Below are 13131 nucleotides of genomic sequence, written 5' to 3' on the forward strand. Positions count from 1 at the left end.
ATGTATTACAACCATTATCGAGGGCAATGGAACTTGAAAAAGCTGCCGCCTGCAAAATACAGACAGCAGCTTCAAAAGGTAGCCTAGCTTTTTTTCAAAATGTCCTTTACAAAGGGTACACTTTATAAGCCCATTTTATAAAACCACTTTCAGTAATGGGAAAAAAGTGATGGATGGAAACCAAATATTCTCAGCGAGATCTAAAAAAGATGGGAGAATAATAAGGGTTATTCAAGAAAATCCAATTGATGGGGACGTATTTACCTCTTGGAGAAATAGTACTGTTGATGCCAAAGGTACTCTGAATGAATTAGTAATAGTTTGTACATTAAATAATGATAATTTGAAAAAGGCAAAAGGGATAATAATTAGCTGGATTGTTGGATGACTTTAATATTTTGATGGAATTTAAATATAAAACTTCCAAAAAGGTATGTAAAGAATATATTATACCGATAGACCATCGAAAAAGCAGTCGACTTGGCTGACGTGATGAAGAAATCATGAAGAAGGGGGTTGATAATATGGGTATTGAGTACAGTATAGTTCTTGAAGATAAAGAAAAAATAGATTTGGTAATCGAGGAAATATTCTCTGTCCTAAAGTCTAATGAAATGTATAAAGATGTAATTATGGATCAAAAAGTAATTGTATTTCCATATGACGATTTTAATTGGGATCGATGGTGTACTATAGAAAAATGCAAGGATGAAATATACATCTGGACTAATGGTAACAGAAGAGTTCAAGAAAGTGAGTTAATAGAGGAAGTTTGTAAAGTCATTGTAAACCTAAGTTTGCAATATGAGCTGGAAGAGATGTAATATTTACTCTTCATCCTCTTCTTAGACTAGGATTTTCAGCTATGATAGGGCCACTTGATTCAGAAAACAGAACCGAATGGCGATGTGTGGAAGTACGAATATTTTGGTAATGGAATGAAGTCGCCTGAAGACATGGATTAATCTGTAGAAAGTAACTCAATGCAAAGGGGTGTAAAATCCGATAAGTTATTTGGATAATAATATGGAGAATAAAAATAACATAGTAGTTGAACGAAAAGAAAGTATTATATTTCAGTTAGACAAAAATCAGAATGTTGGTAATGGATGGATTGGTGGAAATGCCCCAGCATATTTTGACGAATTTAGTGAAATTGGATCTGATTATCACTTCTATCTTTGTTTTGTAAGTCCACTAGATAAAAATAACATGGTTTCGGTCTTTATACCAAAAGAATACGAAAATCGTGTTTCAAAAAATATTTATCCAAACTGCTCATTGTACGTGTTTAAACATCCGGTTTCAAAAGAAAGTTTGGATTCCACTTATACCGAATTTGGAATTGTTAAACACTATATTTCAGAAGGTATTTTTGTAAATGAGGAACAAGCCTTTGAAACACCTTTTTTTATTAAGTTTGGTGGGAATCCCTTTCACATCCAAGAAGAAGAATATTATTACTCAGAATTAGAAAAAGATGGGTATAGTTTCTTGTGTCAAATTGATGAGGACGGTTATCCCAGTGGATTATTCCATTCAGGCACAAGCCTTCCATTTGGGTTTGGTGCTGTGTATTTGTATGCACTTGTGATGGAGGATTCAATAAAGAATCCAATAGTAGGATATTGGCAATTTTCATAGGTTGATAAATAATCTAGTGAAATAAGTTATTTTTATAAAATAGAGGATAGAAAATGAAACTATATTTGAATAATGTACGAGGAAATCAAGTTGATGAAGACTTATTGTAAATGGAAAAACCAATTTCCAGAACACCCGGCAAGGGGATTTGCGGATGAGGTTCTCCTTTAATGCAGAAAAAATTGAAGACATTTAACTAAGGATGGAAATACCTCTTAAAAATTTCCGGGATCAATTTTAAGAAGGAGAACTATGTCAATTAAACATTTAGAAATGTTAGAGAATCAGCTAATTCAAAGAGGCTGGTCGGTTTCAAATGCATATTCTGATCAATTGTATTATGTAACAAATGATTTTACAGTTTATTGGGAAATCACGAGAGGTATAAATAAAGAAGCTATTACTTTAATATTCCCTATTCATGGTGATTTTGGGAGAAGAAGTACTAATCTGAATGATATTTTCTATTGTGAAGAAAGTCGGAATAGCAAGATACTTTACTTTAAAAAAGTTAAGAGTAAAGAGTGGACTGAAAATCTTAAAGAGTGGGTAAGTAGTCTTATGCCGTAGTTAAGTGATTTATATGTTACCTCTTATAAAAGGTTTAATGATATGTGTTTTTAAATGGAGGAGTAGAATGAACTCAACAGTACTAGAAATTCGAAAAGAATTATTAGATAAGTGGAGTGAAGTAAAACAGAATATAGACAGTTTCGGAACGCCTAGTGAAACTTATGATGAATAGCTCTGATTTATACTATATCGAGGAACCTGCATTGAATTAATGTCATAAGAACGAAGATAAATCAGATAAAATCATGTAGGGAAGGAAAGAAAAGAAAAACTAAATTACATATAGGACTCTCTATAATTAATAGAAGTTTGAAAAAGTTTTTAAATATACAGAAAGAGGAATATGATTTCCTTTTTTTTATCAGAGATATTTAATTATTGAAAGTGGGTTGTAATAAAATGCACATGTCTAAAGTTCATATATGGGTTGGTATTAACCATGATGAATCAAATGTTTTTGAAAAATACTTTGAACTGGATTATAGTGATCCGGATATAGATATCGATGACCCTGAATATAATGTATGTCAATTTTGTAAAGATATTGGTGAAAGGTGGTATGACGAGGATTTAATAGGTGTTTTTAGAACAGAAGAGTTGAGAAATATAAAAGAGTTTTTGGGGGAGTTATCAGTTTCATCAGAAATAGGTATTGAAATACAGCATACCAGTAAAGAAAAAGGTTTTGAAAATATAAATTCAATGTTCTATTATATGGATCCAGAGTTAGTAATATCAGATGAAACTAAACTGTATAATAAACTTACTTATATAGGTGTTTTTGATACTGATTTATAACGGAATTCTATTATAGAGAGGGTTGTTATTCAGTAACAATTTTACTAAGCTCTTGGTATAAGGATGTTTATCGAGAGCGCTGTACTTCTTGATGATGTTCAACAATAGGTTAATAGAAATCATTTGCGTCCCAAAGGGCAGGAATAACAGAAGTATCTATAACCCAAACATAACGGTGGAACTTACTGCAGTAATCTACATAAGAAACTACTTTCAAAACCTCCTAACAGATCAGGTCTTCCAAAAATCATAATGCCACCGAAAGGGACAGCAAAATAATCTGATATTGTATGTATAAAAGGATCGTAATAGTAACGAAGGAGATTAAAATGAAAATAAACGAAATTATACAAACTAATTGGAAAAACAATCAGCTTCCAGGTATAGATGGCATAATTTATTTATCAGGTAAAGTTATTATTATGGATTCTTATGAAGTAATGGACGGTAATACTAAAAATTACTTTATAAATCCCCTATGTGAAACCTCTTTAGAAAGTATCATGTCTTTTAATGAGGACATCTGGTGTGAGATTGAGAAACATCCACAAATTCAACATAATGATAGAATATTTATTTGTGGTGAAGGTGGTATGGGGAATGAAGGGTTTATTGCTAATGTTGACATGAACAATAATTTGATATGGGCATTCTTTTCAACGGCTTCCAATCCATTTTATAAATTGGAATTAGAAGATAACTTATTAAAAGCACATTCAACCGCTGATTTAATTTATATGATAAATATTAACAAACCAGAGGAAATGACTATAAAACCAAGTAGTTGATTAGGTAAATCAATATAATATTCCAAAACATATGTAAAGAAGATACCAAAAATCCTTTCTTTACATATATTTTTTTGGAAAAATTAATTATTTTATAGATATCTTGGATGAAATTTATAAAAGTACTTTAAGAAGGCAAAAAATAGATTTTGATATGCGATTGTAGATTATAAAGTAATTTTCTCATTGCGAAATGACATCAAAAAGGAGTGGAAGAATGCGTACTAATAAATATTGGAAGTATTTTGATCGAGCAATGAAGGAGTACAAAAAAAGAGTAATTTCAGATGAAGAGGTAAAAGAAATACTAGATGAACGAATGAAGGAAGTAAAGGACTTAATTCAAATAAATGAACGAAATTACTAGATATCCTAAAAATAATAGAATGTTTGTGCTAACAGACTCAAGTTATTTTAATAACTTTACACTTCAAATTTCTGGAGCAATTCCAACAGACAACATAAAACATTACCTGTTATTTGATAGAGTTGATACTGGAGTAGAATTGCTTACAACAAATGAGCCGATATTAAAGAAGTTATAATAATTTAAGGTACTTTACGCAATTTCTAACGAGAATGCTATAGCTCGGTCGGAAATTTTTAAATTCAAATACTTTTTCTTTAGAATCATAAAAACAGCCAGTCAACGGTCAAGCCGATTTCTGGCTGTTTTTTAGATGGTTAAGAGGCAGCCTCTTAGTTCGTTTTATCGAGGAATTCACCGAATTGCAGTCAATCCTCACTTAAGCTATGCATTTTTAGATTCCTTTTTAATACCTAAATAAGTGAATGATCTCCAAACATATTCTAATGGCCCGAAGCGGAATTTGGATAACCATAGCTTACTAATAATTATTTGGAAGACAAAAATGACAATGGCAATGATGATAGCTGTCGTTAAGTGGAGTTTTCCGTATACGCCAAATGCAAATGGTCCAAATAAAAATGTACAAATGATAGATTGGGCGATATAGTTTGTGAATGCCATTCTTCCTGGAAACGCTAACCACTGTAAAACTTTCTTCCCTTTCACCGTGTGATAAATAAAGATCAAGCTAATAGCATAAAAGATTGTTAGGAGTGGTGAGCTAATATATTGAACAACTGAAAAATTTTCTAAAAGGAAAGGTAAGATCCAGCACAATGTTCCACCAAAAATCAATGTTAGCAACCACGTAATGAAAAAGCCTTTTCGATATTCTTTAAAACGGTGAAGCCATTTTTTCTTCGCAACAGCTGCTCCGAATAAGAACATTAGTAAGTACGGAAGATTTGTAAATAAATAAAGTATAGGGTTGCCTAGAGAAAGAACATATAATCCATTACGCATTGTATAATAAGTTCTTTCCATAAAATTAGCATTCATTAATTCTTGAATACTTCCATTTTGATGGGCATCTATCGTAAATTGCATAAGCTGACGACTTTCCTCTGACATTGTCATAGACATCGTCGTAGAATCGGAGGATAGAGCTCCTAAAGTAAATAATCCAAAATATAAGCTATATAAAGTTACGCTAATGATTAACATAACATTAGGTTTTAACTTATGCATGAAAAGGAGTAACAATCCCAAAATTGCATAGTCTGTTAAAATATCTCCGAACCAAATGAAATAAGCGTGGATACAACCAAAAATAAATAACGCAATAAGTCGTCTAAAATAAATTCCCCAAAAGTTTAGTTGCTTTACGGCAGCTCTTTCCTGCATGATGACCATACCAAAACCGAACAACATAGAGAACAGCATGACAAATTTTCCATCGACAAACATAGTAATAATAGTATGAACGGTATAATCGGCTTGATTCCAAAAAGAAGTCCATTCATTTTTAAAACTTAGATCTTCCTGCATATAGGCTGGATAAAGGAACCAAACAATATTTGCTAATATGATTCCTAATAATGCGAACCCCCTTAATACATCGAGTGTTTCAATCCGCTCTTTGGCAGAGATGGGTGAAAGTTTTTGCTTCATATAATCATCCTTTACATTGTTTTATTTTGTTCTTTCAACAAATGGCTACTGTTGAAAAAACTTTGTTTAATGAAACTTTAAATTATAATTATCAGGATTCTATAAGGGAGAGCGTAATTTGTGAAACGAAGAGTTAGATGAAAGAGGGGTATATCAATAAATAAAATAAGAAGATAGAAGAGGAAAGGTTTTTGGAGAGCGCTTAATTATTATTGGATTGGAGTGAAATTACATAGGAAGAAATAGGATAGCATTAATGGTAAGTATCGAAAAGAAAGGAAAGTTTGATAAAGCATAATATACAGTTTGTAAATCAATAGTAGAAAAATTGTAATGACTTTTAAAAAAATTCGATAGGATGTTGAGAAAAAATGCCGAATCTGGATTATTACAATAAGTACTAAAATAGTATGTAACATATATATTATGCTATATGATTTGTTATCAAATCCTCATTATTATTTAACTTCAAAATAAAACGGACCATTGGCTACTGCATTATATATACCATTTTTAGCAGTTGTAAAGCTTCCGCCAAGCTTTACTCTATAACTTCCTGGTGCTAATCTAAAGCTTGCTTCATTTCTGAGAATTGAAGTTGGAGTAATTAAACGATGTTTAAATGAGAAAGTAGAGAAATCTTTCCAACCTTAAAACAGGCCATAATGTTTTTCTAAAAGCACAATTACATAACTATACGTAATTACATAACCACCAACGTCAATAGTCCATGGACAATATAGTAGAAGGAATAAGCTTTTTTATTTTAAATTTTTTGAAATGAAATTTAGTTATGGAAGTTAAAAATAGAGTTGAAGCTAAAAATTGCGAAAATTAGTACATTATATGAAAATGTTACATAATATATCATTTCTTAGCATTTAATAGAAAATGTTGTTGATTAAATGTGAAATAATAGTATAATGAAGGTGTAGTTACATTTATGGTTAATAATTCCTTGGAAAAATTAGTAAAACAAGTTTAGGTATACACAATACTTCGAAGGAAGAATGTAATTATGTGTGAAAGGTGTAAAAAAACTAATGAAATGAGGAGATTTTATGGTTAACATTATTCAGTTTTTGGAAAAAAATCCGTCACTAGTAACATTGTTAAAAGAAAGAAAAGCTTCTCTAGTTGGTGTTACAGAACTTGAACAAAAGGCAATTCTGGATTCTTTTGATGAAGAATACGGTTCAAAAAGTTTAATTTGGGTCTAAGGTTTAAAAAAATTAAATGGTTGTGGCTAGCTATAAGTGTCTATTTAGTAATCGGTATTTATCTGCTCAATGTAACTTATAGCTCGCCTTCTTTAAATATTCAAATCAAGGAAAAAAATGGACAATGGTTTGTGATTGAACCATATTTCAAAAAATGGGCAGATGATCATCATATAATGTCTGGAGATATAATTTTAGAGGTTGATGGTACTCAGATAGGATATGATACTAGGCTAAAATATGATTCTGTAATTAGAGCAGCTAATAATTTATTAATAATGAAACCAGATGGAAAACTAATTGAAGTAAAAGCAAAGCATTTAGATATTCCACAACAATTTTATTATGTTCTTTTAGTTCCCTTTTGCTATTATTTACTAAGTTTGTTTATTACCGTGTACTTAAATTACAAACAAAAAAATAATATCCTGATTAATTTACTAATTCTATTTATTCTAACGGTTTCTTTAGCTTATGTGAGCAGTGGGGCTTCGAGTAGATTAGATTATGTTGGTATTGTTGTAAATCGTAGTACGATGCTATTGTGCTTAGTGTTGTTAATTCATTTCTTGAAGGAATATTTTGAATTTTTAAATATAAAATGGTTCTTTTTTGATAATGTAAAAGCACTTTATGCGATCCCTGTATTTATCATATTGATTAGCGTTTTAAGTATAATTTATCCATCTAATTACTTATTCTATTCATACATTATTCTGGGGATTTTTTTAATACTTTTGACTATCCTATTAAGTATTATGATAATAGGTTATCTTAAACATAAAACGCCACAATTGAAAATTTTATTGAGTAGTGTTTTTATTCCGTTTTTACCTTTTCTTTTTTTGTATGCACTACCAGTAATCTTATTTAATCGATATATACTTTCTGCAGAAGTATGCTCCTTATTCTTAATGCTCATACCATACAGCTTTATATGTACACAGCTCACTGAACGTATATTTGATATGGAATACTTTGTTACCCGTTTACGCCATTATTTTAATTTTTCATTTATTTTTACAATTTGGCTGTTAATGGGTCTTTATTGGCTTACTGATTTATCTATTTCAAGAATGACGGAAATTTTCTTTTTTACGTTCTTTTCTTTGATAGCACTTTTTTACATTAAAGAAAAAATAGATTATCATAAGCGGAAAATTCTTTTTTCAACAAAAGGGGATTATATCCATCGATTGTATACGACAGTTGATAGTATTGGTAGGGTCGTGAAGATTGAAGACTTGCTTGATAAATTTGTTCAAGAAATTGCTTTGCACCTTGAGATCAAACATGTTTACGTATTGACCTATGATTTGCAAACACATCAAGTGATTTCCACAAGCCCATCGAAGGAATATACACAAAATCAAATTAACGAAATATTACTTGAGAATCTCCGCTTGGGAGATATAAAGAAAACGGAGCATTTTTATATTGCTTTTATTCATCAAGATATTAATTATAAAAGAATATTAGTTGTAGACCATAATAAATCGATTTATTTAAAGGATGAGGAATTATTATGGCTTGAATTATTGCTTTTATATTTAAATAATTTTATAGAAAATACGAAAATGGTGGAAGATCTATTAGAACAGTTAAAGCATATGAAAGAGGCTGATAAAAGTCAGCTACCATGGCTCAATAAGCTTCTTTGGCTACGATTTGAACAAGAAAAATATCAATTAGCTCAAGAGCTTCATGATACGGTTTTACAAGAGCAGCTACATATTGCTCGAGAAATGGATGTATGTATTCATGCGAAGAGGACAACGGATATTCAGGTGAACCTTACTAAGATTCATGATCATATGATTGCATCGTTGAATGATTTAAGAGGCTACTGCGAAAATTTGAAGCCACCATTATTAGATACACTAGGCTTAAATGCTGCGCTTGAGAAGCTTATTCAAAAAGTTCATAAGCGTGCGGATTTTGTTTTAGTCTACACAATTGATCGTCTATATTTAGAAGATGAACGTTTAAACTTGATGATTTATCGGCTTTTTCAAGAGTTGTTAAACAATGCATTAAAACATTCGTATGCCAACACTGTCGAAATTCATTTGTTAGAAACAGACGATGGCTTTGAAATTATTTATTTAGACGATGGTGTAGGATACAAAATGGATGGAATTATTGTTTCTGATTCAATGGGAATCAGGGGAATGCAAGATAGAGTACAAGCCTTTAACGGACAGTTTTCTATCAATACCAATGTGGGAGAAGGAATGTCCATTCGAATTAAAATAAATGAAGGAAATCATACTCATTCCTATGACTACGACACTTATAATAGATGGCCAACTCTTAGTAGAGGATAATATATGAATAGAAAGAAAGATATGAACCATTTTAACGCCTCCTAATCTTCTAGTATTGTAGAAATTACAGTACAAGCTGGATTGGGAGGTTTTGCATTGAAGTATATAGAAATCGCAACAAAATGAATGAAGGGTTTCTACTAAACAACTTCAAGATACGGCGGCAACTTATCACGTGAAAAATTTAAAGAATGATTATTCATTTTAGTAAGGAGAAACTCACATGTTATTAGAAGAACGGTTAAATAATTGGGTAGATTCTTATAATCGAAACGGTTATTTAAATGGTACTTTATTAATTGCATCTAATGAGAATATTCTTTTAAACAGAGGGTTTGGTATGGCGAATTGGGAGCATAGCATTCCAAATGTACCAACAACTAAATTTCGTATAGGATCACTCACGAAAGCATTTACGGCGATGGCTATATTTCAATTGCATGAAAAGCAAAAATTGAATATAGATGATTGCGTAGGAAAATATCTACAAGATTATCCGAATGGTCAACAAATAACAATATTTCATTGTTTAACGAATAGTTCTGGAATACCTAATTATACAAATGCCCCTGATTTTTGGTTTCGCACAATGAGATTGCCATCAACATTAAATCAGCTAATTGATTCCTTTAAAGAAAGGGAATTAGAGTTTGAACCTGGTAGTAAATTTGGTTATTCAAATTCAGCGTATGTGTTGTTAACGGCTATTATTGAAAAAGTTTCAGACATGTCTTATGCAGATTACATACAGCAGCATATATGTTATCCATTAGGTATGTATCATACAGGCTGTGATGATGGGGTGAAGCTTGTTCCAGGTTTAGCTTCGGGTTATTCATTTTGGGAAGAACCCATTCATCCAGCGTATGCGGATATGTCATTTCCATTAGGTTCTTATGGTTTATATTCAACAACAGAGGACTTATTTATTTGGGATCAGGCATTAACATCATCCAAATTACTTCGTAAGGAATTAACAGAGAAAATGTTGACTCCAAATCTTGGATCCTATGCGTGTGGCTGGATGGTCTCTGATGTAATGGGGAAAAAATGTGTGCATCATTTTGGAGATATTAGCGGTTATTCAAGTGATTTCCTTAGATTTGTTGATGACCAAGTTACGATTACCTTTTTAAGCAATATGAATGTTACACCTGTCATGCACTTAAGTAGAGAAATTCCAAAGATTGTTTTTGCTAAAAATGTATCTCCACCGGTACCTGCAGTCCCGATAATGTTCACAAAGAAAGCATCTATCGCGGGGGAATATTTAATGGAAAATAAAGTACTTACTATTTCTATTAAAAATGAAGAGCTTTATCTAACGGCCCCTAAGATGTATGGAGCATTATATAAATTTAAGCTTATACCAATTAGTCATGACGCTACGAAAAGTACTTTTTTAACAGAGATGATTTATGAACGATTGATATTTTATTATTCAATATCAGGCGAAATAGAGCGTGTGCAATATATCGATTGTTATGAAAAAACTTATATGCTTCATAAGCAATAGATGGAGCATCAATATTATATTTTGAAATTTAGAAAGAGGCATCCCAACTATCTATGGAGATGCCTCTTTGATGTCATTCTTTAAATGCGTTTAGCATGGGCACGTAGATATTTTTCAACATCATTGTATAACCCTGATTGATTTGCGTATTTCACGTAGTTTTTTGCAGTACGTAACCATTCTAATGTAGACGGTTGTATCTCTTCTAAAACGTGAAATAAATCATTAGTTGTGATTGGACGTTCATCACCAGTTGCTAAAATTTCAGCAAGTACATTTTCAGTAGCTAATTCAATCATATTTTCAATGTCTGCACCTGAGAAAAATTCAGTTTGAGCAGCTAGTGTTGCTACATCTATTTCTTCAGCATATCTTCCCGCTAGCTTTAATTTAAAAATTTGCTCTCTCGCTTTTTTATCTGGTGGAGCGACAAATATGAGACGGTCGAATCGACCAGGGCGCTTTAAGGCACTATCGATATCCCAAGGGGTATTTGTAGCAGCCATAATAAGCACTTCATCTGTGCTTGTATCAATTCCCTCTAACTCTGTAAGGAATGTGTCGATGATTCCTCGAGTATATTCAGAAGCTTTAGACCGACTCATACCAATCGTGTCTACTTCATCAAAAAACATAATACTTGGCTTTTGAAAACGCGCTTTATCAAAAGCCGCTTTTAAATTCTGTTCACTTTCTCCAATATAGCGATTTAATATGTCAGTAATATGAACAGGATAGAAATTAGCCTTACATTCACCAGCGGTTGCCTTGGCAATAAATGTTTTTCCACAACCAGGGGGACCATAGAGAAGAACACCGCCGCCTACTTTTTTTCGAAACTTAGCAAATAGACCTTTGTTATAAAATGGGCTAATAATACGTAAAGTAATGGTCTTTTTTAAGTCATCAAGCCCAGCAACATCCGTAAAAGTGATTTGTTCCTTACCTTTTTTAACTGTTTTAGGAGCTTTACCATCAATAATTTTTAACCTAGGTGTAAAATCTATTAATTGATCCGACTCGGTTTCTTCACTTTTGACTTCTCCTTCAAGCAATTCTTCAGCTGAAGCGGCAATGTCTTCAGTAGTCTCAATCATTTCATCTAAATCAGGACTTTCCTGCTCAATAACGGGTGATTGGAAATCCATTGACTTCGTTTGTTGAATTTGTATACTCGTTTTTGTTAATTCATTTATGATTTCCATACGTAGTGTATCATCTGTACAGATAGAAATTCCTGTTGAATACGATTGTACAGCTTCTAGCCAGCGATCGTTTTCAGCAAGCTCTTTTCCAAGCCAGTAATGTGCTTGAGGGTCAGTTGGGCTTTGTTCCACCATTTGCTGTAACCATTTAATTTTATCCATATCGATAACCCCTTATTTTTCTTAGTCCCTTTGCCAATGGAACTGATATCCATGTATAAAGTGCAAGTACTACATAGCATTTTAAAAACAGCATGGCTATACTATCAAATCCTAATGCTAGTAACAAAAAGGTTAGTCCAATCCCTACAAGCCAAATGATAGATGGACCTCCTAAACGCTCCATAAAACGATTAGGTGCTAGCAGAGGGTGGGTTGTAATTTCCATCTCTTCTAATATAGATAGTAATGTTTGATCCTCAGGATTTAAAAGAAAGGCTTGTCTGTAATATTCTTTCGCTTCTTTTTCATTATTTCGGAAGGAGGCATTTATTCCAAGGTGCAACAATTTTGCAACTTCACTATCTGCTGAATTCATATATTGTTCTAATGCAAGGATTTGTTGTTCTCTACTTCCATGGACCCCTTGTAAAATAAAGTTTTTACGTAAAACATATGAATTTTCTGGATCTAATTCTAATGCTTTATTGATTAATAGCTTTGATTTTTTTCGATAGCCTGTTTGTTTCATTAAAACAGCATAGCCTGCATGTGTTGCTGCATTATTTGGATTTAAGCGAAGTGATTCAAGAAAGGCTTTTTCTGCTTCTTGCCATCGCTCGGTTTCCATGTATAAATGGCCGAGAAAATAAAATATGATTTCCTCATCGAATCCTAATCTCATGGCTTCATGAAATTGTTCTTCAGCCTCGTCAAATTCGTTTATTGCATAGTTACTGTAAGCTAACATATACCAAAGCCGGCTATTTTCAATATTGTCATGTAATTCTTCGTTAATAAGCTCAATAACTTGGGGATATTTCCCTATATCAAAATAATGCTCGATAACTTCAAAGGATGGTTCTTCATATTCTTCGTATTCATCAAATTCTTCATATTCACTCATAATATATCTCCTT

15 protein-coding genes are annotated in these 13131 nt (G+C 32.0%); 12 read left to right on the forward strand and 3 right to left on the reverse strand.

The window, feature by feature from the left end:
* From ACYQ73_RS21880 to ACYQ73_RS21920, 9 genes are all read left to right on the forward strand, one after another.
* Positions 1 to 87 carry an IS3 family transposase gene (locus tag ACYQ73_RS21880; RefSeq protein WP_332870823.1) on the forward strand — a complete coding sequence of 29 codons (87 nt, stop codon included), beginning with the start codon at positions 1 to 3 and terminating at the stop codon, positions 85 to 87.
* Between the two features lie 82 nt (positions 88 to 169).
* Positions 170 to 388 carry a hypothetical protein gene (locus ACYQ73_RS21885; RefSeq protein WP_460014392.1) on the forward strand — a complete coding sequence of 73 codons (219 nt, stop codon included), beginning with the start codon at positions 170 to 172 and terminating at the stop codon, positions 386 to 388.
* Between the two features lie 136 nt (positions 389 to 524).
* Positions 525 to 824 (forward strand): hypothetical protein, encoded by a 300-nt coding sequence (locus tag ACYQ73_RS21890; protein WP_460014393.1) that lies wholly within the window; start codon positions 525 to 527, stop codon positions 822 to 824.
* Between the two features lie 202 nt (positions 825 to 1026).
* Complete coding sequence (locus ACYQ73_RS21895; protein WP_460014394.1) at positions 1027 to 1644, forward strand: hypothetical protein; 618 nt, start codon at positions 1027 to 1029, stop codon at positions 1642 to 1644.
* Positions 1645 to 1896: 252 nt separating this feature from the next.
* The gene (locus ACYQ73_RS21900; protein WP_460014395.1) at positions 1897 to 2214 is read left to right on the forward strand and encodes a hypothetical protein; all 318 of its coding nucleotides are present in this window, start codon (positions 1897 to 1899) and stop codon (positions 2212 to 2214) included.
* A 408-nt stretch (positions 2215 to 2622) separates the two neighbouring features.
* Entirely contained in the window at positions 2623 to 3015 is a 393-nt protein-coding gene (locus ACYQ73_RS21905) for an immunity 22 family protein (RefSeq protein WP_460014396.1), read from the forward strand.
* A gap of 329 nt (positions 3016 to 3344) precedes the next feature.
* Complete coding sequence (locus ACYQ73_RS21910) at positions 3345 to 3803, forward strand: hypothetical protein (protein ID WP_460014397.1); 459 nt, start codon at positions 3345 to 3347, stop codon at positions 3801 to 3803.
* Between the two features lie 217 nt (positions 3804 to 4020).
* The gene (locus ACYQ73_RS21915) at positions 4021 to 4170 is read left to right on the forward strand and encodes a hypothetical protein (protein WP_460014398.1); all 150 of its coding nucleotides are present in this window, start codon (positions 4021 to 4023) and stop codon (positions 4168 to 4170) included.
* Entirely contained in the window at positions 4154 to 4348 is a 195-nt protein-coding gene (locus ACYQ73_RS21920) for a hypothetical protein (protein ID WP_460014399.1), read from the forward strand. Before ACYQ73_RS21915 ends, ACYQ73_RS21920 begins: the two co-directional genes overlap by 17 nt.
* 206 nt (positions 4349 to 4554) lie before the next feature.
* Here ACYQ73_RS21920 and ACYQ73_RS21925 read toward each other — a convergent pair whose 3' ends face one another.
* Complete coding sequence (locus ACYQ73_RS21925) at positions 4555 to 5784, reverse strand: DUF418 domain-containing protein (RefSeq protein WP_460014400.1); 1230 nt, start codon at positions 5782 to 5784, stop codon at positions 4555 to 4557.
* Positions 5785 to 6845: 1061 nt separating this feature from the next.
* On the opposite strand from ACYQ73_RS21925, the gene comX reads away from it, so the two are divergent.
* The 3 genes from comX to ACYQ73_RS21940 all read left to right on the forward strand — a co-directional run bounded on the left by comX (position 6846) and on the right by ACYQ73_RS21940 (position 10847).
* Entirely contained in the window at positions 6846 to 7004 is a 159-nt protein-coding gene (comX, locus tag ACYQ73_RS21930) for a competence pheromone ComX (protein ID WP_460014401.1), read from the forward strand.
* Between the two features lie 20 nt (positions 7005 to 7024).
* Positions 7025 to 9331, forward strand: a complete 2307-nt coding sequence (locus tag ACYQ73_RS21935) for a sensor histidine kinase (RefSeq protein WP_460014402.1) — start codon at positions 7025 to 7027, stop codon at positions 9329 to 9331.
* Positions 9332 to 9554: 223 nt separating this feature from the next.
* Entirely contained in the window at positions 9555 to 10847 is a 1293-nt protein-coding gene (locus ACYQ73_RS21940; protein ID WP_460014403.1) for a serine hydrolase domain-containing protein, read from the forward strand.
* Between the two features lie 80 nt (positions 10848 to 10927).
* Here ACYQ73_RS21940 and ACYQ73_RS21945 read toward each other — a convergent pair whose 3' ends face one another.
* Both ACYQ73_RS21945 and ACYQ73_RS21950 read right to left on the reverse strand, forming a co-directional pair.
* Positions 10928 to 12214 (reverse strand): ATP-binding protein, encoded by a 1287-nt coding sequence (locus ACYQ73_RS21945; protein WP_460014404.1) that lies wholly within the window; start codon positions 12212 to 12214, stop codon positions 10928 to 10930.
* Positions 12207 to 13118, reverse strand: a complete 912-nt coding sequence (locus tag ACYQ73_RS21950; RefSeq protein WP_460014405.1) for a tetratricopeptide repeat protein — start codon at positions 13116 to 13118, stop codon at positions 12207 to 12209. Before ACYQ73_RS21950 ends, ACYQ73_RS21945 begins: the two co-directional genes overlap by 8 nt.
* Positions 13119 to 13131: the final 13 nt, after the last annotated feature.

The organism is Lysinibacillus sp. CTST325, assembly GCF_054665055.1.